Raw genomic sequence first — 20,571 nt, 5'->3', positions numbered from 1 at the left:
TTGCTAGGTATTCGCTGAGACGTAACCGTGCTAACCGGTGAGGGGTCGTCAGGGCTATACCGGTCGACGCCTTCTGGTTACCAGCGCAACTGCGAGGAAACTTCCGTGAAGGCTTGCTGGGCTTCCAGCTGCTGTTTTACCGCCTCGTAAGACTCGGGCCGCAAACTGGCCACAAACTGTTGAGCACTGCTCAGCATGCGGATATATAGGTCCGGCCTTCCTTGTCGGCTTAACACCCGCAACGCATCCAAATAGCCTTCGCGGGCGTGGGTGGTGATGATAATGCGGCACTGACCAGCATTCACCAGCTCGGCGTTCATCATTAGACGGGCCACCCGACCATTGCCATCATCAAAGGGGTGCACCTCACTGATTAGAAACATCATGAACATTGCCCGGGCAAGCGGCTCGGTTAGGTTCCGGTAGAGCTTGAATCCTTCGTGCAGGGTGCCGCGCACCAGACCTGGGTCCACAAAGTTGGTCAGGCCGGCCTTGTTGGCATATTCTTTCCACTGACCGGGGCGTTTGTCCGGCCGGGCCCGCATCAGTTGAGCATGCCGCCGCTGCAGGATAGCGAGCAGTTCCTCCGCCGTTTGGGGGACCACCCTCATTTCCGCGACGTTGCTGCAGAGCTGGTATGTACTCAACACATCGTGGGAATCCGCATGCCGGCCGCCTATTGCCTGGCCGGATTCCACCATGCGGTGGGCTTCGTCCACCTGGAAGACCGTGCCCTCAATGAAGTTGGAGAAGTATGCCTCAAAGAAAGCTACCGTGTAAAATGCCGGGGCAGCCGGCCCTGGGTCGGGCCGCTCCGGGAGCGCTGTTTGGTGCAAAGCACTGAGCAGCTCCGTGAGCAAGGACACCCGGCCCGCATCGAAGGGGAGACCGAGCGCCCGGGCCCGAGCGACTGGAGAATTCAACACTTTGCTGGACTGGGTGGTCAGCAGCGCCCCCACAATGCGTTGCAGCAAGGCCAGCTCAGTTGGCCAATCTAGGGCCGCGGCCACTTCGCGGGCTTGGTCCCGTAGGGCGTTCAGTCCGTCTTCTCCCCGGATGCTGAGCACCATTTCCAGCCGCTCCTCGACGGTTTCGATGGGCAGGTTTTTGCTGACGCCCCCCTTGCGAACGCGGGCTGGCTGCAGGTTTTCAAGCAGCCCGCGGGCTTCTGAAGCAAAAAGCAGACTGCCATCCCCAAAGGGCGTGTCACTGGGCAAGGCATCCGGCCCTTCCAGCAAGTGGACGGTCAGGCCGGGCAGCTCCACGTTGCGGGTATATTTATAGGTTAGGAACAAGTGGGCATCAGCTGAGGGCCCGCCTTCAAGCTGCGAGCGGTGGCTGATGAGTGCGCCCGGGAACAAGTGCTGCACCACCGGCAACCAATTCTTCCGAATCAGCACCTCTGGAGGAGTGATTAAGTCCGGGGAGTAGATGCGGGACGCCACCTCCCGCAGTTCTCCCCGCTGCCGGGCGGCCCGAATCCGCCGATTCTCTGCCGAATCTGAAGTCCCGAATACCAGCAGTGGCCAGTGTGCATTTTTTTCCATTAAGAAGGGCGCAAGCAGGCCAGCTGTTAATTTTATTCGATTAAAGCATCAATTTGAGACATTTTTTTAGATTAATACTGATTTGGCACGAAATACTAATGATGGCGATATACCACAGAAAGCTCAGCTGGAATTACTTCAGGTATCACAACTTTTACTTATCGTTCAGCTTTAACTCAATGACCATGTCGTCGGGGTAAGTCATCCTGCCATTGCAAATTGTATTTTGGATTTCATAACCAGGGCGCTCCAACATGAAATGCGACAGCAATTTCAATCGCGGCCTCTGCTATTTGACGCTCGATGTGCCGGATGCGTTCGAACGTATCGTGCCCTGCATCCAGCTGATTCTCTTCCAGCAACAAGTCTTCACCTGCCCCACTGTTCATTATCATGTGCGGCTGCTGTTAACGCAACAAGGCTCTTTTAGACCCGCGGGAGAGCATTTCCAACCTGTCTGTTACCAGTTTTAATAAAAGCTTTATCATCGTTTGCCTGGCAAGTTTGAGGGTGGGCCTAAGCGGTACGCCGGGGCTTCGGCCCAGTCGGCCAACGGTAGCCGCGCGTTGCCCGAAGCGAACCCACGCGGTTAACTGGCCTGAATCGCCCTCACAAGGATGCTTGCTTTTGGTACTCATCGAGCCCGGTTCTTAACTCAGCCGCTTCCCCGGCTCGCTGGGGCAGGTACTCTAGCAGAATAGCCGTTTTCTCCTGCTCCGTGCTGGCAACCACTTTGAAGGCAGTGCCCCCGTTATACGCATCGTTGATGTCGAGCTTAGCCCCGCGATACTTCTCAACAAACTGCTTCAAAAGCATTTGCTTGCCCCTGAGCGTACGCCTTTTCTCAACCACGTAGCTTGTGCCGTCCCATTTGTCTGCGAGGTTAAGGCTCAATCCCAGCACTTCGGACCATACCCTATCTATTTCCCTGCGCTCTTTGTAGTTGAGCAATCGGTCACTGGCAATACCGATGTAAATGGTGTTGGAGTTTTCGCCACTGGAACTGTAAGCAGTACATTGGATGCCAGTGTGATAAACGTTGGGTTCATAACCGGTGATTGAAAAATCGCAATCTGCGTTGAACTTCAACAGAAATTGCCTGAACACCCCAAGTTTGGTCTCGGTCGGTTCATCTGCCTTAATAACGTACTGATACCGGTTACGATGGCTTCCATTGGCTTCACTCGCGAAAGCATCAAGTTGAGCCGGTACGCCCAGACGGGCTGCCTCAGCGTTCAGCAGTTCGCGCACCAGCGCGGCGAGTTTTAGGCGACGCGCATCAGCTAACTGCCCAAAAAACACCTTTTCTTCTTCCGTGACCTCTATGTTGATTTGGGGCTTGCGGCCGGGTGTGCGGGACGTTGGGTTGAGTTGGTCTGTCATAGCAAAGGCAAATATACAGTAAGTTAAATCTATTTACTAGTAAATTAATTTTGCTTACTTGCAATAATTAAAATTACCATCCACTTGCCCAAGTTGTGGCTCGCAGCCTGGGACTGTACAGATTCCAAACTGCTCTTGACGCCACTCTCAAACTTAGGTTCCATAACTGTTCATTATCGGACCTAAGTTTTACGTACCTTTGAACCGCACTTGCAACCCTCAACTTTTGCAATTGCAAAAAACAGATGGCACCAAAGGGGAAAAACAATTTGCCGGCCGTGACCGGTGACCTGCCGGCGCTGGCGCTGGCCAACGACCTGGCCGGTCAGGTCGCGCCGAATGTCGGGCGCTACCTGACCCTGGGCCTCGAAGGCGCCGAGAATACCCGGCTCGCGTACTCGGCCGACTTGCGGAGTTACGAAGCGTTCTGTGCCGCGCACGAGCTCACGCCCTGGCCAGCCGCGGTAGCCACGCTCGCCAGCTACGTCGCCCACTTGGCCGATATCCCGCGCAAGCTGGCCACCATCAACCGGCACCTGGCTGCCATCGAAAAAAATCATCAGCTACTCGGGCTGCCCTCGGCCGTCAGCGCGCCGGCGCTGGACGTGCTGCGCAAGGGCGTGGCCCGCGCCGTGGGCAAAAAGCAGAAGCAGGCCCCGGCCTTTTCAGTGGCCCATCTCAAAAAAAGCATTGCCGAGCTTGACTTGAATAGGCCCGAGGGTGTACGCGCGCGCGCACTCCTATTAATAGGCTTCACCGGGGCTTTCCGCCGCTCCGAGCTAGTGGGCCTGAACCTGGAGCACATCGAGCTGACCGATGCGGCCCTCATCCTGAGCCTGCCCAAAAGCAAGACCAACCAGGCCGGGGAATTAGAGCAAAAAGCCGTTTTCTACGCTTCCAACCCGCTGTTCTGCCCCATCCGGGCCTACAAGGCCTGGGTGGAACTGCTGGGGGAACGCAGTGAGGGGCCGGTATTTGTGTCGCTCGCGCGGGGCAAAACCGGCGAAGCGGGCACGCCGTCGCGTCGCCGGCTGTCGGACCGGCGCGTAAACCTGCTCGTGAAAGCACACCTGGGCGAGAAGTATTCGGCCCACTCGCTACGGGCCTCGTTCATCACCACGGCCAAGCTCAACGGGCAATCCAACGAGTTTATTAAAAACCAGACGAAGCAGAAAACCGACGCCATGATTAGCCGCTACTCCCGGCTCGATGACATCATTGCCTACAACGCGGCGCACTCGCTGGGTTTGTAACTTGGCGCACCTATTATATAAGGTATGGAAAACCTGCTCCAGCCCCGGCACCCGCACGATAAGTACCACCAGTCGCAACTGGAATTTCTAGCCTCCCTACCGGAAGCCCAGCGGGCCGAGCACGCCCGCCTGTTTCGGCTGGGCAACGCCAGCTACCGTTACCAGCAGCAGGCCGTGGGCGAAATTACCGAAGCCGACTACCTCGACTGGCTCGAAGGATTGCCCGCCAACATGCGCCGCGTGGTCGAACAGGAAGGCTTCGAGCAGAGCAAAAGCAGTCTGGGCTTGCGGCGGCACGCGCTGGAACGGCGCGACCAGGGCTATTCCGCCTTCATGCAGGCCATTCTGTCGCCCGAAGACTGGGCTTACCAACAAAGCGTAATCACGGAATCATGAATTGCCCTGCTCCCCTCGCTTCCGCGCTGCAAGCGGTGGCTGCCGGCCTGCCCGACGCCACGAACCACTACTTTTTAAAAGCCAACTACTACGACCACGTCGAAGACAACGAAGGCGACGACGACCCTGCGCGGTGGTGGCTGGCCGTCATGTGGCTTAATGAGGAAACGACCCGCAACTTTGAGTTGGGGGTCAATGAGCTGCAACTGGATGTCCTGCTCGACGGCCGCCGCCTCGCCGACTGGACGCGGGTGAGCATTCCCTACTCCGAAATCTGGGACGTGCTGCACCAGCGCACAAAGGGTAGCCCCAATCCCAACAAATGGACACCTCTCTACTACGACCACGCGGCCATGCGTATGCCCCCGGTGGGCTAAGTCAGGGCTAACGTAGCCAACTGGTGAAAAGCGGCTTCGTCCAGCCGGAACCGGTCATTAATCGAAAGCGAGCTGCGGCTGTTGAACAGCGCGTGGTTCACGGCATTGTAGGCCAGCCACAGGTTAGCGGGCGTTTCCAGCAACCTCATTTCCTCGGCCAGGCGGTCCATGGCATTGCGGGCCAGCATTTTCGGCAAGCCGCTTTCGGTGATGACCGTGGCCAGGTCTTCCGGCGTGGGGCGCTTGGCCAACGCGTTGTAGACCCCAACGGTCGGAGTCAGCGAGTTCGTCTGGCTCTGGAAAGCAGTAAAGATGCTGGCCAGCCGCTTTTTGAACACCTCCAGGTTGAGGCCCTTGTGGTGAAACTTCTTCTCCACCAGCACTTCCTGCTCACGTTGCACCTGGCGGCCCGTCAGCACGACTAATTCGGCGTCCTTTACTTTCAGGGCATCCTTGTACTTCTTCGGTTTGCCGTTCAGCAGCCAGGTCAGGTACTGGTCAAAGCTCATGTGGTCGTCGGCCCAGCCCATCAGGCCATTGGTGCACACAAGCCGGTAGTAGCTCACCCGCATTTTTGAGGTAGTGCCCGTTTCGATGTGCTCCTTCAACGCCGTGCCTTGCAGCGAAAATGGCGTTTTTCCTGAGTACGAATTATTAATAATCATCGACTTATATAGCCTGTCCACCACTTTGGTATTCGCCGAGCTCGATGAGATGTTGATTTCATCGGGCAAAATCAGGTTGATGGAAAATTCCCCCTGGGGCGTAAAGCTGGCATCGATGGTATGCTCCGGCAGGTATAGTTCGGCGGCCTCGCGCAGCAGCTCGTTTTTAATCAGACTATACTCCCCGCTCTGCATGGCGAAGATGTTCTTCGTCCCATCGGGCAGTTCCCCCACAATGGCCTGCTTGCGGTCATTTGGCACGATGCGATAACTGGCTAGCAGCAGCGTTTCCAGCGGCACTGCCGCTACGGGGAAACAAAGGGCATCCCACGTATGGGCACGGTCTAACTTGATGCTTTGGTGGCTCATGGAAAGAAAGGGCTGACTGAATAACTAAATTACAATTGCTTTTTTACAATTGCAAATTTACGATTGTAAAAAAGCAATTGTAATTTATAATTTGAGCTCACACCCAACTAGATGGTTAGCGGGGGCTAGGAGTTCATGTAGTGCCCATGTAACAATCCGCTTGTCCGGCCACCATCTAATGGCCTTCACGCTTTGCAGTGGCCTTTTTTTATGTAGTGCTTATGTAACAACAGGTAGAATCGCGGGCCCGACTATCGGATGATGCTGGCGCAGGTGACTCACTAACGTCTGCGCTGAGCCCATTGTGAACCCTTTCCGTTGCGCCGTGAGAGAAGCAAAAACCGGCTCAGTTGCTTACCAAGGCACTTACTGCGTTATGCGTGGGAACTGCCGCCAGCCGGCGTGAACCCTTTATGAACCCTTTAGCACGTACTCGGTGCCCACGCCGGTGGTGCCGGACTTTTGCAGGAAGCACAGGCGGTCCAGCGGGGCGCACCCTGCTTAAGATGGTCCGTGGTTTTTCCCCTCTGCTTGCGGCGAGAGGGTAGCCCCTAGCAACCAATAGCGACTGGAACAACCAATCTCCTGGCCTTTTTCCGGGCCTTTTTTGGTTTGGCTGGTACTGCCTCCCGCATTTGGAGTAAGTTGCAGGCCGTATGCTTGTTTTACTCCTCGGCTGGCTTGGCTATTACGCGCTCCACAGCGTGCTGGCGACCAATTGGCTCAAGACGGCGGTAGCCGCTCGGTGGCCAGGCTGGAGCGCCTATTACCGCCTGGGCTACAATGGGGTGGCCGTGGTGCTTTTTGGCCTGCTGATGGCTTACCAGCAGCAGTTACCGGCACGGCCGCTGTGGCGTGGCCACCCCGGGTTCACTGTTACGGGCTGGGCCTTGCTGCTGGGCGGGGCGGTGGTGGGCCTGCTGGCCCTGCGCAGCTACAACTTGGCCGAGTTCGGCGGCTTGGGCTATCTGCGCCGGGGAGGTATGCCGGCCAGCACCACACTGAGCACCCACGGCCTCAATGCGTGGGTGCGCCACCCGCTCTATTCCGGGTTGCTGCTGGTGTTGGGGGGTTACGTACTGGTCGCTCCCACCCTGCCCCGGCTCATCTTCGCGCTGTGCTCGGCCCTTTACGTGCTGGTGGGCGCGCGGCTCGAAGAGCATAAGCTGCTGGCGCATTTTGGGACGGCCTATGCCCGCTACCAAACACAAGTGCCGATGCTGCTGCCCCGGCTGGCGCGGCGACGGCCGTAGGCGGGTTCTTCATCTGGGCTATAGCCAACGGGTGGGAACTTCACGCCATGACGATATTACTGGTGGAGGACGAGGCCGGGCTGGCTTCGTTCATCCAAAAAGGGATTGAGAGCGAGGGCTACGACATCAAGGTGGCCTTTGACGGGCTGATGGGCCAGCGCCTGTTCGACCAGCAGCCCTTTGACGTGGTAGTGCTCGACGTGAACCTGCCCCTGCTGAACGGGTTTGAGCTGTGCCGCTACATCAAGCAGCACTCGCCCCGGCAGGCGGTGATGATGCTCACGGCCCTGGATGGCTTGCAGGACAAGGAAAGCGGCTTCGGGGCCGGGGCCGACGACTACCTGGTGAAGCCCTTCGAGTTTCGGGAGCTGCTGCTGCGCATCCGGGCGCTGGCCCGTCGCGGGGCCGGCTACGCCAACCAGCGCACCGTGCTGCGCGTGGCCGACCTGGAGCTGGACACCGACGCCCGCACCGTGACCCGCGCCGGCCGGCGCATCGAGCTCACCACCCGCGAATACTCGCTGCTGGAGTACCTGCTGGTGAACAAGGGCAAGAAAGTCAGTCGCATCGACATTGCCGAAAAAGTCTGGGACCTGCACTTCGATACCAACACCAACATCATCGACGTGTACATGAACTACCTGCGCAACAAGGTGGACAAGGGCTTTGACCAGAAGCTGCTGCACACCGTGGTGGGCTTCGGCTACCTGTTGCAGGGTTAAGGTTCGGGCCATGCAGATAAAGCACAAACTCCTGCTGTGGTTCGCGGGGCTGGTGGGCGCCCTGCTGCTGGCTTTTTCGGGCTACGTGTACGTGAGCAATGCCCGGTTTCGGCGGCACACCTTTGCCGAGCGCCTGGCCCGCAAGGCCGAAGTCACCCAGCAGATTCTGGCCGTCAACGACTCCATCGCGGGCAGCGTGCTGGCTTCTTTGCCCGAGCAGGTGGAGCAGGTGTACGCCCCCACCGACCGGCTGATTTACCGCAGCGCGCCGCAGCCGGATTTCAGGCCTTCCCTGGCCCTGCGGGCGCAGGCCCGGCAGTACGGCAAGGTGCAGTTCGAGTACCGGCGGGCGGGCTATGCCCGGCCCAAGGAGGGCGTGGCGCTGGCGTATCGCCGGCCCGGCACGACGGGCCAGTACGTGGCCGTGGTGACGGCCTACGACCAGGAAGGCTACGCCCAGCAGCGCAAGCTGCTGCACTCGTTTGTTTACGGCAACCTGGGGGCGCTGCTGCTGCTGGGCCTGCTGGGGTCGCTGTTTGCCACCCGGGCGCTGGCGCCGGTCACCTGGCTGCTGCGGCAGCTGCGCTCGGCCCGCGCCCAGCAGCTGAGCTTTCGGCTGCGGCCGCTCAATGCCAAGGACGAGGTGGGCGTGCTGGCCGCGGCCTTCAACGAGCTGCTCACCCAGCAGGAAACCCTGGTGGAAAACCAGCGCGCTTTCATCTCGCAGGCCTCGCACGAGCTGCGCACCCCGCTCACCACCATCAAGGGCTGGCTGGAAACGTCGCTGGCCTACGATGCCGACGTGCCGGCCCTGCAAAAAGGCATCGGGCTGGCGGTGCGCGAGCTGGACAAGCTCACGGCGCTGGCCAACGGCCTGCTGCACCTGGCCCAGCTCGATGCCGCCCGCACCCTGCTCGACGGCCAGCCGCTGGAGCTGGTGGAGCTGGTGCTCGACGTGGTGGACACCGTGCAGCACCAGCGCCCCGGCCAGCGCCTCGACCTGACCGTGGCCGACGCCGTGGCCCGGCAGCTGCCCGCGCCGCGCCTGCCGGGCCACGCCCACCTGCTGCGCACCGCCCTGGGCAACCTGCTGGACAACGCGGCCAAGTACTCGGGTGGCCAGCCGGTGCTGCTGACGCTGGAAACCGAGGGAGCCCAGGCGCGCCTGCTCATCGCCGACCAGGGCCCCGGCATCGACCCGGCCGACGAGGAGCGCATTTTTGAGCCCTTGCTGCGGGGCCGCAACGTGGGCACGGTGCCCGGGTTCGGCATCGGCCTCACGCTGGCCCAGCGCATCATCCGGCTGCACGGCGGGCAGCTGCGCCTGCGGCCCCGGCCCGGCGGCGGCACCGTGGCCGAAGTCACCCTGCCCCTGCTGGCGGGGTGAGGCGCATTTCTAATAAGTTCTAATAAGTTTCCAATGCCGCTCTAATACCGGCGCGGGAGGTTTGCGGCATGAAGCTGAGAAACCTCTTTCCGCTGGGCCAGGCCCTGGTGCTTGCGGGGCTGCTGGCCGGCCCCGCCGCCCACGCCCAGCAGCCCCGCGAGCTGCCGCAGCAGCCCCGGCCCCTCACCCTGCCGCAGGCCCTGCAAGTGGCCCAGGCCAACTACCCCGCCCTGCGCGCCAAACAGGCGGCCGTGCGGGCCGCCCAGGCCGACGTGCGCACCAACCGCTCGGCCTTTTTGCCCCAGGTAAGCGCCCAGCTGCAGGCCGTGAACTCGACCATGAACCAGGTGCGCGGGGCCTTCATCGGCGGGGTGGCCATCCCGATTTCGGGCGGCATCAAAACCACCGACTACAACGGCGCCACCAACTTCTCCAGCCTCGGGGCGCTGGTGATTGAGTGGCCGGCGGTGACGTTTGGCCGCTACCGGGCCGACGAGCAGCGCTCCGAAGCCGCCGTGTCGGCGGCCCAGGCCGACTACGACCAGGCCGTGTTTGAGTACCAGACGCAGGTGGCTGATGCCTTTCTGCTGGCGCTGGGGGCCGAAAAGTCGGTGGCCCTGCAGCGGGCCAACCTGCAGCGGGCCGAGAACCTGGCCACGGTCATCCGGGCCGGCACCCGCTCGGGCATCCGGGCCGGCATCGACTCGGCCACCACCAACGCCGAAGTGGGCCGCGCCCGCCTGCAGGTGCTGGCCGCCCGGCAGCAGGCCCGCGAGCAGCGCACCCGCCTGGCCGGCCTGCTGGGTCAGCCCACCCAGGAGGTGTTGCTCGATTCGATGCAGTTCTACGCGCACCTGCCGCAGACCAACGCCGGCCCGCCCGCCGGCGACACGGCGCGCACCAACAACCCGCTGCTGCGCGCCTACGCCCGCCGCATTACGGCCGGCGAGGCGCAGGTGAAGCTGCTGAGCGCCAACAAGCGGCCCCAGCTCAACCTACTGGCTTCCACCTGGGGCCGGGGCTCGGGCGTGGCCGATGCCACCACCGACAAAGGCGACTTTGCCATCAATTCCTCGCCTAGCGCGGGGCTGCCCTTCAAGGCCTACGACTACATGCTGGGGGCTACGCTCACCTGGCGCGCCACCGAGCTCATTCACTCCGGCCGGGCCGCGCAGGCCCAGCGCATCCGGGTGGAGCAGGCCCGCGCCGACTACGACCAGCAGGCCCTGCAGCTGGCCACCCAGCAGCAGAACGCCGCCCTGCAAGTCGACCTGGCCCGCCAGACCGCGCTGGCGGCCCCCCTGCAGCTGGCCGCCGCCCGCCAGGCCTACACCCAGGCCCGCGCCCGCTACGACGCCGGCCTCGACAACCTGCTCGTGCTCACCCAGGCCATCACCGTGCTCAACCGGGCCGAAACCGACCAGGCCCTGGCCACCAACAACCTCTGGCGCGCCGTGCTGCTGCAAGGCGCGGCCAGCGGCAACCTCGGCGGCCTGCTCGGCCAGCTGTAAGCCCTTCTTTCTCATGATAAAAGCTGCATTAGCCAAGCCCATTGCCGTCATCGTGGCGCTGCTGGGCATCGTCGTCTTCTCCGTGCTGGCGCTGGGGCGCATTCCGGTCGATATTTTCCCCCGGCTCAACCTGCCCACCATCTACATCGCCCAGCCCTACGGCGGCATGACGCCCGCCCAAATGGAGGGTTTCATCGCCACGCGCTACCAGAACCAGATGCTCTACGTCTCGGGCATCAAGGACGTGGAAGTGAAGAACATCCAGGGCCTGTGCCTGGTGAAATGCACGTTCTACGAGGACGTGAACATGGCCCAGGCGGCCGGCGAAGTGGCCTCGCAGGTAAGCCGGGTGCTGAGCTACATGCCGCCGGGCACGGTGCCGCCCACGGTGGTGCGCTTCGACGCCAGCTCCCTGCCGGTGGGCGAGCTGGTGTTCAGCAGCAGCACCGCCTCGCTGGGGCAGATGCAGGACCTGGCCTCGACCAAAATCCGGCCGCTGTTCTCGCAGATTCCCGGCGCGTCGGCCCCGCCGCCCTTCGGCGGCAACGAGCGCACGGTGGTCATCAAGGTGGACCCCGACAAGATGAAGAGCTACCAGCTCACGCCCGACGAAATCGTGAACGCCGTGGTGCGCAACAACCAGGTGTCGCCGGCCGGCTCGGTGGGCATGGGCGACTACATGGTGATGACGCCCAGCAATTCGGTGCTGGACAAGGTGAGCGACTTTCTGGACATTCCCCTCAAGCAGGGCGTGGGCCCGACGGTGTTTATCCACGACGTGGCCACAGTGGAGGACGGTACCGACATTCCCGTGGGCTACGCCCTCATCAACGGCAAACGCTCGGTCTACATCCCCGTCACGAAGTCGGCCGACGCCAGCACGATGAGCGTGGTCAGTGCTTTGAAAGCCAAGCTGCCCGAAATGAAAGCCCTGCTGCCCGACAACGTGCAGCTCAGCTACGAGTTCGACCAGTCGATTTACGTGACGCAGGCCGTGCATAGCCTCGCCTTTGAGGGCGGGCTGGGGGCGCTGCTCACGGGCCTGGTGGTGTTCCTGTTCCTGGGCGATGCGCGCAGCTCGGCCATCGTGATTCTGACCATCCCGATTTCGATTCTGGCGGCCATTCTGCTGCTGCAGCTCTTCGGGCAGACCATCAACATCATGACGCTCTCGGGGCTGGCGCTGGCCATCGGCATCCTGGTCGACCAGGCCACGGTGGTGATTGAAAACATCCACCAGCACCAGGAAATGGGCAAAACCAAGGCCCGCGCCATCCTCGATGCCTGCGAGGAAGTCTCGTTTCCGTTGCTGCTCATCACCCTCAGCATCCTGGCCGTGTTCGCCCCGGCCTTCCTGATGACGGGCGTGCCGCGCGGCATGTTCATCCCGCTCTCGCTCTCGGTGGGCTTCTCGATTATCGTTTCCTACCTGCTCTCCCAAACCTTCGTGCCGGTGGTGGCCAACTGGTGGCTGAAGGGCCACGCGCACACCGAGCCGCACGATTTATCGTTGCTGCCCGACCTGACCAAGCCCCGCGACATCCAGCAGGAAGGCTATGAGAACCGCCACCCGAAGGAAGTCACCGGCTTCGAGCGCGTGAAGCTGCGCTACTTGCACGTGCTCGATAAGTTGCTGGCCCGCCGAGCCCTGGTGGCCACGGCGTACGGCCTCGTCTGCGCGGCAGTGATTGGGGTCTGCTTCGTGAACATCGGGCAAGACATGATGCCCAAAATCACCCACTCCAAGCAGTTTCAGGTGCGCATCGTGGCCCCGGAAGGGATGCGCATCGAGCGTACCGAGGACCGCACCAAGGAGGTCATCAGCCTGATTCAGCAGATTGTGGGGCCGCAGAACGTGGGCATCACCTCGGCTTTCGTGGGCATGACGCCCAGTTCTTACGGCACCAGCGCGCTGTACGTGTTCAACTCCGGGCCTAATGAGGCCGATTTGCAGGTAAACCTGGCTGAGGACTATAAGGTAAAGTCGCTGGATGCCCTCAAGGAGCAGATTCGGCAGGCCGTGCACCAGCACCTGCCCGACGTGCAGCTGAGCTTCGAGCCCATCGAGCTGACCGATAAAATCATGAGCCAGGGCGCGCAAACGCCCATTGAAATCCTGGTGGGCGGCAAGAGCCTGCAGGACGGCGAGAGCTACGCCGACAAGCTGGTGGCCCGCCTGAAGCAAATTCCCTACCTGCGCGACGTGCGCATCAACCAGCCCCTGCGCTACCCCACCGTGCAGGTGAACGTGGACCGCGAGCGCGCCGCCCAGTTCGGTCTCACGCCCGACGGCATCGCCAAATCGCTGGTGGCGGCCACCTCCTCCAGCCGCTTCACGGCCAAAAACCTGTGGCTCGACCAGGGCAAGGGCTTTGCTTACCAGGTGCAGGTGCAGCTGGCCTCGCAGAACATGAAATCGGTGGCCGACATGCAGAACCTGCCGCTGGTGCCCGGCCAGCTCCGCCCCACCCTCGGCGACGTGGCCACGCTGCGCACGGCCACCGTGCCCGGCCAGTATGACCGCATCGGCCCGCGCCGCATCGTCACCGTTTCGGCCAACCTCAACGGCCAGGACCTGGGCACCGCCACCCGCGACGTGAACAAAGCCATTAAGGAAGTGGGCGCGCCGCCCAAGGGCTCCATCGTGGAGCTGCGCGGCCTGGCCAAGCTGCTCACCGAAACCCTGGGCAGCCTGCAAACCGGCCTGGCGCTGGCCATCGTGGTGATTTTCCTGCTGCTGGCCGCCAACTACCAGTCCCTGAAAGTAGCCGGCGTGGTGCTCGTGACGGTGCCGGCCGTGCTGGCCGGCTCGCTGCTGCTGCTGCTGCTCACGGGCCAGACCCTGAACCTGCAATCGTACATGGGCGTGATTATGTCGGTGGGCGTGTCGGTGGCCAACGCCGTGCTCATCGTCACCAACGCCGAGAGCCTGCGCCTGCGCTACCGCGACGCGGTGGCCGCCGCCCGTCTGGCCGGGGCCGCCCGCCTGCGTCCCATCCTGATGACGAGCATTGCCATGGTGGCCGGCATGCTGCCCATGGCCTCGGGCTTGGGCGAGAGCGGCGAGCAGTCGGCCCCGCTGGGCCGGGCCGTGATTGGCGGCCTGCTGGCTTCCACCATCGCGGCGCTGTTCGTGCTGCCCGTGGTATTCGCCGCGGTGCAGCGCAAAACTTCCTTCACTTCCGTTTCCCTCGACCCCGACGACCCGGCAAGCGCCAGCTACGATGGCAACGAAGCGCCCATCACCGAGCATTCGCTCACGGAGGCCGAAATGGCCTAACCCCTCTTCGCAATCCCCTTTATCCCATGAATTTCCTCCCCCCTTCCCTGCGCTTGCTGGCCGGCCTAGGCCTACTGGCCGCCACCACGGCCCTCAACGGCTGCAGCTCTTCCGAAGCCGGCGACACCACGGCCACAGAAAAGCCGACCAACACCGCCGCCACGGCGGAAGTACGCTACGATGCCGTGCGCGTCACGGCCACCCAGCCGGCCCAGGCCCTGAACCTGCCCGGCGAGCTGGAAAGCTATTACCAGACCGACATTTTCCCCCGCGTGGCCAGCTACGTGCGGGTGCTGCACGCCGACATCGGCGACCACGTGCGCCAGGGCCAGGTGCTGGCCGAGCTGGACGCGCCCGAGCTCACGGCCGCCCTCAGCGAGGCCCTGTCGAAGGTCAAAACCGCCGAAGCTACCTTCAGCGCCAGCCGGGGCAGCTTCCGCCGCCTGCGCCAGACGGCCCGCACGCCCGGCGCGGTGTCGCCCCTGAACCTGGACGAGGCCCGCACCCGCACCGCCACCGACAGCCTGGGCGTGGTGGCCGCCCGCGCCCACTACCAGGCCGCCGGCCAGATGGCGGCCTACCTGCGCATCACCGCGCCCTTTGCCGGCGTCATCACCGAGCGGAGCCTAGCGGCCGGGGCCTTCGTGGGGCCGGGCGGGCAGGCGGCCGTGCCGCTGTTCAAGCTCCAGCAGATTGACCGGCTGCGCCTGCGCCTGGCCGTGCCCGAAGCCTACGTGGGCGACATCAAGGCCGGCGGGCCGGTGCAATTCAACGTGCGGCCCTTTCCCGGTCGGAACTTCACCGGCCACGTCAACCGGGTGGCCGGCAGCGTAACGCCCGGCACCCGCTCCGAGCTGATTGAAATCGACATTGCCAACCCCAAAGAGCAGCTCAAGCCCGGCATGTACGCGGCGGCCAGCCTGCCCATCAAATCCCCCCAAACCAGCCTGTACGTGCCCAAATCGGCCGTCGTGAGCACGGCCGAGCGCACCTACGTTATTCGCGTGGTCGGCGGCAAAACCGAGCTGGTGGACGTGCAGAAAGGGGATGAGAATGCCGGCCAGGTGCAGGTGTTTGGCCCGCTGAAAGCCGGCGACGTGGTGCTCAAGGCCGGCAACGAGGAAATCGCGGCCCAGCAGCCGGTGCAGGTGGCCATGCGCTAGCCGCTCAAGCCATGGAACTCGCCGAGGCGCTGTCCGGGAATCAATCGTGGTGGTCGCTGCTGGGCATGTTGCTCTACGCGGTGCCGCTGGGGGTGCTGCGGGCAGTGGCGCGGGGCGCGGCTCCGCCGCACGTGCGGGCCGTTGATGGCCTGAGTATGCTGGCGCTGGGCGGCGCGCTGCCCTGGGCTGGCCGGCACCTGACGGTTGCGCAGGCGGTGGCCGGGGTCGGGACAGTGGTAGCCGTTCTGCTGGCGTTCCGGTGCTACCTGACGCGGGCAGCGGCCCGGCGCTGTCCCCCGCGGGCGGTGCCGCTGCTGCTGCTTTTCCGGGGGCGGTTTCTGCCCGGAGCGCTGCACGCGGCGCATCTGAGCGAAACGGCCCTCCGCCGGGAGCTGGTGCGGCAGGGAGTGCGGCGCGTGCGCCGCCTGTTCGTTTTGATTCAGGAGCCCAATGGGGAGTTGAGCTGGTCTTACTTTCCGACTGCCCCGACCGTCCTTGCGCTGCTGTCGACCGCCGTGCGGCTGAACCCCAACTAGCCCCATTTCAACGTCTTGCCCATGCGCCTCTTTACTCCTGCCTTTCCCTTCTTCACCGCCGTCCTTCGGGGGGCGATGGTTGTCAGCGGGCTGCTGCTGGGCCGGCCGTGCCAGGCCCAGTCCGATTCGCTCGCCCGTCAAAACAGCCGGGTAGCGCTCCCCATTCGGCCAGCGGTGCTCACCCTCACGGGCGGGCTCGGGGCTCCCTACGGCTGGGGCCTCGACTACGGCCGCCGGATTGCCCGTAACCTGGAAGCCACCACCGGGCTGGGGGTTGACTTTGCCGGCCTCACGGGGGGACTGGGTGCCCGCTACTACTTCCACGAGCAGGCCAAATTCAGCACCTTCGTGGGGGCCAACGTGGTGTATTCGGCGGGCCGCGACGCGGTGACCGTCGTCACGCACGAAGACCACGGAATGTTTCGGGACGAAACCGCGCAGCTGCACATTCAGCCCTGCGTGGTGGGGCGGCTACGGGCAGGGCTGCGCTGGCAGCCGGCCCAGCGGCTGGGCATCAGCACCGCCCTGGGCCACGGCCTAGTCTTCGGCCCCGACCCGGTGAGCTACCTCAGCGGCACGCCTTCCGATGGCATGCGGGCCGTGGTGAACACCCGGCGGCCGGGGGGCGTGGAGCTTTCGCTGGCCGTGTCCGTGCGGCTGGGGCCTTAGACGGTCATTTTGCCGGGCCAAAATTTGCTGCCCCGCTCATTGGTTTACGTCAATCGGGGCCCGGGCCGCCGTTGCCGGCCGGCCGGCGGACGCGAAACGCCCATCGATAAAACCCGGGCAGGCGGCGCTTTTCCAGCAGGAAAACAGGCGCGTGCTGCCCAGCGTGGTGGCCACGATGACAGCAAAGGTGATGGGTTGAATGGCCAGTCCGCCGGGCATCCCGCGTTGGGCCGGCAGCGTGGCCAGCACGGCCGCCCCCAGCCCCTTGGGAATCATGATGCTCATCAGGGCCAGGTTGAACGGGGGCGTCTGGCGGTCGGCGGCGGCCAGCACCACCGGAATGCGCACCACAAACAGGCCTTCTTATAGTAGCAAGGGGATAAAATTACTCTAGGCAGTCACGTAGGAGTCGTAGCACCCGCCAAACCAATTCCTGCCACCTGCGTTAAAGTCCCCAACAGTATTCGGTGATGGATTTCCACCGCGAACCGCCGGCTCCTCGGAGCTGAGCTGATGATTCCTACCAAACGCGCAGCCCGTCCGGGCCGCGTGGGTAGTCATCTTGTTCGCTTGTTGCTGTGGTCATCACCCCCGCTTTTTCCTGGTTTTTGAGTGCTACGCCCCGGGCTGCCGGGCGTTGGCGATGGCGTGGGCCCCGCCCGCTGCGTTTGGTTTCTCCGGCCGGGAGAGCGAATGCGGCGGGCGGGGCTTTTTCGTGGTGGCCCGGCCCGTTGCGGAGCCGGGTGTTGCGGTCCAATCTGGTTTACCTCACCCCTTACACGATGGAAACTTCCCCCCGCCCCGCCGTTTTTTCGCCGCGCCTGGCCTACCAGCTGCGGCTGGTGGCCGCCTCGCTGCTCTGGCACGCCGCCCTCGTGTTGGGGCTGCTCCGGCACTCGCCCTTTCCCCTGCCCCCGGTGCCGCTGCTGGGCCTGACGCTGGCCCCGGCCACGCTGGGCTGGGCCGCCTTGGTGCTGGCGGCCCTGCTCTTTCCCGAATACGACGACCGAGCCGTGCAGCGGGCCTGGCTCATCAGCCTGCCGCTGCTGCTGGCGCTGCTGGTGAGCTGAGCCGGCGGCGGGCCTGGCTTTCTTCTTCTTTTTTAACCCTAGTAATTTCCTGATGACCAAACTCCTGCTTTGCGCCCTGCTGCTGTCTTTCGGCTGCGATGGCCCGGCGGCCCAAACGACCACGATGGCCCGCTTTGCGGGTAGCGCGGAGGCCGGCAGCGCGGCCCCGGCTACCGTCCCCACCGGCTCCAGCCCCTACGCCTTTAGCCGGGCCACCGCCACTTATTCCATGCCGCCCGAGTTGGCCGAAATCTCGGGCATTGCCCTGGCCGGCCCCAACCGACTGGCCGGCATCGAGGACGAGTCGGGCACACTCTACTTCTATAACCTGCGCACCCAGCGGGTGGACAGCACCGTGAAGTTTGGCCCCAAGGGCGACTACGAGGACGTGGCCCGCCAGGGCAGCGCCTGGCTGATACTGCGCAGCGACGGCACCATTTTCCGGCGCACAGCCACCGAAACCACCACCCACGCCACGGGCCTGACCGCCGCCAACGAGCCCGAAGGCCTGGCCTACGACGCGGCCAGCGGCCAGCTGCTGGTGGCCTGCAAGAGCGAGCCCGGCGCGGGCCTCGATGCCACCAAGCGGGCCGTGTACCGCCTCAACCCCCGGACCTACCGCATCGAGTCCCAGCCGGCCTACGTGCTGGACGTGCCCGCCATTCTGGAAGCCGATCCCGGCCAACAAAAGGGGAAGAAGGGACCGAAGGTGAGCCAGTTTGCACCCTCGGCCGTGGGTATTCAGCCGCGCACGGGCCACGTGTTCGTGCTCTCGGCGCGGGGCAACGGGCTGGTGGAGCTGGACAAGCAGGGCAAGGTCGTGGCCGTGCAGACGCTGCCTGCCAAGCTGTTTCCGCAGCCCGAGGGCCTGACTTTCGCGCCCAACGGCGACCTGTTCATCTCGTCCGAAGCCGGCCGGAAAGACGGGCAGGGCCTGGTGTACCGCTTCACGGCCACGGCCCCGCTCGACTAACCCCGCCCCGGTGCTGACTACGCTATTCGACATTCTGCGGCAGGCCGACCACGGCCTGCTGCGCGCCCTCAACGGGCGGCACACGCCCTGGCTGGACCCCATTATGGTGTTTGCCTCGCAGGCCAAATCCTGGCTCAGCGGCTACCTGCTGCTCCTCGTGGTGCTGGCCTACCTGTTCCGGCGGCGGGCCTGGGCGCTGCTGCCCATCATCGGAGCGTCAGTAGGGCTGGCCGATTTGATTTCGGCCCGGCTCTTCAAACCCTTTTTCCACCGCCTGCGGCCCTCGCACACCCTGGATTTGGGGCCGCTGCTGCACCTGCCCGATGGGCCGGGCGGGCAACTGGGCTTCCTATCCTCGCACGCCGCCAACGTGGCCGCGCTGGCCACGCTCCTGTGCCTGCTGCTGCCCCCGCGCTACCGGGCCGCTAAGGGATGCGCCGTGGCTTGGGCTACGCTCGTGTGCGTGAGCCGCGTGTACCTGGGCGTTCACTATCCTACTGATGTGCTGGGCGGGGCGCTGCTCGGCGTAGCCCTGGGCTTTGGTGGCGCGGCCGTGTACGGGCAGGTAGTGCGCCGGCTGGCCGGGCCGGTGCCCGGACCTGCGGCTGAGTTGCAACAAGCCTAAGCCTGCCGCCAGCCAGATTCCCCGCCGCGCTACTTCTCTCCCTTATCGATTCGTTTCATTTTTCATCTTCACCCCCTCACCGCATGGAAATTACCCACGTTCACGCCCGCGAAGTCCTTGACTCGCGCGGCAACCCCACGGTGGAAGCCGATATTACCCTGTCCGGCCAGCACCACGGCCGCGCCATCTCGCCCTCCGGGGCCAGCACCGGCGAAAAGGAAGCCACCGAGCTGCGCGACGCCGACCCGAAGCGCTACCAGGGCAAGGGCGTGCAAAAGGCGGTTAGCAACGTTAATAATCAGATGCGCCGGCGGCTGGTGGGCCAGTTGTTCGACACGCAGGCGCAGCTGGACGAGGCCCTGATTGCGCTGGACGGCACGCCCAACAAGTCGGCGCTGGGCGCCAACGGCATCCTGGCCGTCTCCATTGCCTTTGCCAAGGCCCAGGCCGCTGCCAGGCAGGTACCGCTCTACCGCCAGCTGGCCGACCGCAGCCACTACACGCTGCCCGTGCCCTGCATGAACGTTATCAACGGCGGGCGGCACGCCGACAATACGGTGGACTTTCAGGAATTCATGATTGCCCCGCACAACGCCGACTCTTTTGCCAACGCCATTCGCATGGGCGAGGAAGTGTTTCACACCCTCAAAAGCCTGCTCAAGGGCAAGGGCTACGTGACGGCCGTGGGCGACGAGGGCGGCTTTGCCCCCGACCTGAAGGCCAACGACGAGGCCGTGGAGCTGATTCTGGAAGCTATATCGCAGGCTGGCTACCGCCCCGGCACCGACATCTCCCTGTGCCTCGACCCGGCCACCAGCGAGCTATACGAGGCCGGCACCAATGGCGCACCGGGCCTGTACCGCTTCTTCAAGTCGACCAAAAAAACGATGACTTCGCAGGAATTGAATGGGCTGTGGGAAAGCTGGGTAAGCCAGTACCCCATCGTACTGCTCGAAGACGGCATGGGCGAAAACGACTGGGCCGGCTGGCACCAGCACACCGCTGCGCTGGGCAGTAAAATCGAGCTGGTGGGCGACGATATTTTCTGCACCAACCCGCTGATTTTGCAGCAAGGCATCGACCAGCACATTGCCAACTCGGTGCTCATCAAGCTCAACCAGATTGGTACCGTGACCGAGACGCTGCGCACCATGGAGCTGGCCTACGCCAACAACTACGGTTGCTTCGTGTCGCACCGCTCGGGTGAAACCGAGGACACGACCATCGCCGACCTGACGGTGGCCCTGAACGCCGGCCACCTGAAAACGGGCAGCGGCTGCCGCTCCGAGCGGGTGAGCAAGTTCAACCAGCTGCTGCGCATCGAGGAGGAGCTGGGCAGCGCCGGCAAGTTCGCCGGCCTCAAGGCATTCAAAAACCAGTAATCAACCCAGT

Annotated in this window: 19 protein-coding genes and 1 riboswitch; of the genes, 15 read left to right on the top strand and 4 right to left on the bottom strand. The window is 63.6% G+C overall.

Going from position 1 to position 20,571, the window contains the following annotated elements; genetic code table 11:
- Positions 1–77 precede the first annotated feature (77 nt).
- Together MON38_RS19950 and MON38_RS19945 are read right to left on the bottom strand one after the other, a co-directional pair.
- A complete protein-coding gene (locus MON38_RS19950; protein ID WP_241937916.1) occupies positions 78–1,547 on the bottom strand; it encodes a Fic family protein in 1,470 nt (489 codons plus the stop codon).
- A 609-nt stretch (positions 1,548–2,156) separates the two neighbouring features.
- Positions 2,157–2,930 (bottom strand): hypothetical protein, encoded by a 774-nt coding sequence (locus tag MON38_RS19945; protein ID WP_241937915.1) that lies wholly within the window; start codon positions 2,928–2,930, stop codon positions 2,157–2,159.
- 278 nt (positions 2,931–3,208) lie between these two features.
- On the opposite strand from MON38_RS19945, the gene MON38_RS19940 reads away from it, so the two are divergent.
- The 3 genes from MON38_RS19940 to MON38_RS19930 are packed head-to-tail and all read left to right on the top strand — an operon-like array spanning position 3,209 to position 4,956.
- Complete coding sequence (locus MON38_RS19940; RefSeq protein WP_241937914.1) at positions 3,209–4,183, top strand: site-specific integrase; 975 nt, start codon at positions 3,209–3,211, stop codon at positions 4,181–4,183.
- A 24-nt stretch (positions 4,184–4,207) separates the two neighbouring features.
- Positions 4,208–4,579: a hypothetical protein gene (locus MON38_RS19935; protein ID WP_241937913.1), complete on the top strand. Its 372-nt coding sequence runs from the start codon at positions 4,208–4,210 to the stop codon at positions 4,577–4,579.
- Positions 4,576–4,956: a hypothetical protein gene (locus tag MON38_RS19930; RefSeq protein ID WP_241937912.1), complete on the top strand. Its 381-nt coding sequence runs from the start codon at positions 4,576–4,578 to the stop codon at positions 4,954–4,956. Before MON38_RS19935 ends, MON38_RS19930 begins: the two co-directional genes overlap by 4 nt.
- Here the strand turns inward: MON38_RS19930 and MON38_RS19925 are convergent.
- On the bottom strand, positions 4,953–5,990 hold the full coding sequence (locus tag MON38_RS19925; RefSeq protein WP_241937911.1) for a hypothetical protein: 1,038 nt from the start codon (positions 5,988–5,990) through the stop codon (positions 4,953–4,955). The genes MON38_RS19930 and MON38_RS19925 overlap by 4 nt on opposite strands.
- Before the next feature lie 656 nt (positions 5,991–6,646).
- Between MON38_RS19925 and MON38_RS19920 the strand changes: the two genes are divergently transcribed.
- The 8 genes from MON38_RS19920 (at position 6,647) to MON38_RS19885 (ending at position 16,511) form a co-directional block, all read left to right on the top strand.
- Positions 6,647–7,243, top strand: a complete 597-nt coding sequence (locus tag MON38_RS19920) for a methyltransferase family protein (RefSeq protein ID WP_241937910.1) — start codon at positions 6,647–6,649, stop codon at positions 7,241–7,243.
- A 47-nt stretch (positions 7,244–7,290) separates the two neighbouring features.
- Positions 7,291–7,965, top strand: coding sequence for a response regulator transcription factor (locus MON38_RS19915; RefSeq protein ID WP_241937909.1), 675 nt, complete (start codon positions 7,291–7,293; stop codon positions 7,963–7,965).
- A gap of 10 nt (positions 7,966–7,975) precedes the next feature.
- A complete protein-coding gene (locus tag MON38_RS19910) occupies positions 7,976–9,352 on the top strand; it encodes a sensor histidine kinase (protein ID WP_241937908.1) in 1,377 nt (458 codons plus the stop codon).
- Between the two features lie 68 nt (positions 9,353–9,420).
- Positions 9,421–10,863, top strand: a complete 1,443-nt coding sequence (locus MON38_RS19905) for a TolC family protein (protein WP_241937907.1) — start codon at positions 9,421–9,423, stop codon at positions 10,861–10,863.
- A 13-nt stretch (positions 10,864–10,876) separates the two neighbouring features.
- On the top strand, positions 10,877–14,143 hold the full coding sequence (locus MON38_RS19900; protein WP_241937906.1) for an efflux RND transporter permease subunit: 3,267 nt from the start codon (positions 10,877–10,879) through the stop codon (positions 14,141–14,143).
- Positions 14,144–14,169: 26 nt separating this feature from the next.
- Positions 14,170–15,306, top strand: a complete 1,137-nt coding sequence (locus MON38_RS19895; RefSeq protein ID WP_241937905.1) for an efflux RND transporter periplasmic adaptor subunit — start codon at positions 14,170–14,172, stop codon at positions 15,304–15,306.
- 11 nt (positions 15,307–15,317) lie between these two features.
- Positions 15,318–15,842 carry a hypothetical protein gene (locus MON38_RS19890; protein WP_241937904.1) on the top strand — a complete coding sequence of 175 codons (525 nt, stop codon included), beginning with the start codon at positions 15,318–15,320 and terminating at the stop codon, positions 15,840–15,842.
- Positions 15,843–15,863: 21 nt separating this feature from the next.
- Positions 15,864–16,511 (top strand): hypothetical protein, encoded by a 648-nt coding sequence (locus MON38_RS19885; RefSeq protein ID WP_241937903.1) that lies wholly within the window; start codon positions 15,864–15,866, stop codon positions 16,509–16,511.
- Between the two features lie 36 nt (positions 16,512–16,547).
- Here MON38_RS19885 and MON38_RS19880 read toward each other — a convergent pair whose 3' ends face one another.
- Positions 16,548–16,862 carry a hypothetical protein gene (locus tag MON38_RS19880; RefSeq protein WP_241937902.1) on the bottom strand — a complete coding sequence of 105 codons (315 nt, stop codon included), beginning with the start codon at positions 16,860–16,862 and terminating at the stop codon, positions 16,548–16,550.
- A gap of 106 nt (positions 16,863–16,968) precedes the next feature.
- Positions 16,969–17,041, top strand: a riboswitch (Fluoride riboswitch).
- Positions 17,042–17,293: 252 nt separating this feature from the next.
- Here MON38_RS19880 and MON38_RS19875 point away from each other — a divergent pair.
- The 4 genes from MON38_RS19875 to eno all read left to right on the top strand — a co-directional run bounded on the left by MON38_RS19875 (position 17,294) and on the right by eno (position 20,561).
- Positions 17,294–17,581, top strand: a complete 288-nt coding sequence (locus MON38_RS19875; protein WP_241937901.1) for a hypothetical protein — start codon at positions 17,294–17,296, stop codon at positions 17,579–17,581.
- A 52-nt stretch (positions 17,582–17,633) separates the two neighbouring features.
- Positions 17,634–18,554, top strand: a complete 921-nt coding sequence (locus MON38_RS19870) for an SdiA-regulated domain-containing protein (protein WP_241937900.1) — start codon at positions 17,634–17,636, stop codon at positions 18,552–18,554.
- 10 nt (positions 18,555–18,564) lie between these two features.
- Positions 18,565–19,179 carry a phosphatase PAP2 family protein gene (locus MON38_RS19865; protein WP_241937899.1) on the top strand — a complete coding sequence of 205 codons (615 nt, stop codon included), beginning with the start codon at positions 18,565–18,567 and terminating at the stop codon, positions 19,177–19,179.
- An 83-nt stretch (positions 19,180–19,262) separates the two neighbouring features.
- On the top strand, positions 19,263–20,561 hold the full coding sequence (eno, locus tag MON38_RS19860; RefSeq protein ID WP_241937898.1) for a phosphopyruvate hydratase: 1,299 nt from the start codon (positions 19,263–19,265) through the stop codon (positions 20,559–20,561).
- Positions 20,562–20,571: the final 10 nt, after the last annotated feature.

The organism is Hymenobacter cyanobacteriorum, assembly GCF_022631375.1.
In the GTDB taxonomy this organism is placed as follows: Bacteria; Bacteroidota; Bacteroidia; order Cytophagales; family Hymenobacteraceae; genus Hymenobacter; species Hymenobacter cyanobacteriorum.
This window is presented reverse-complemented; position numbering and strand designations above follow the sequence as displayed.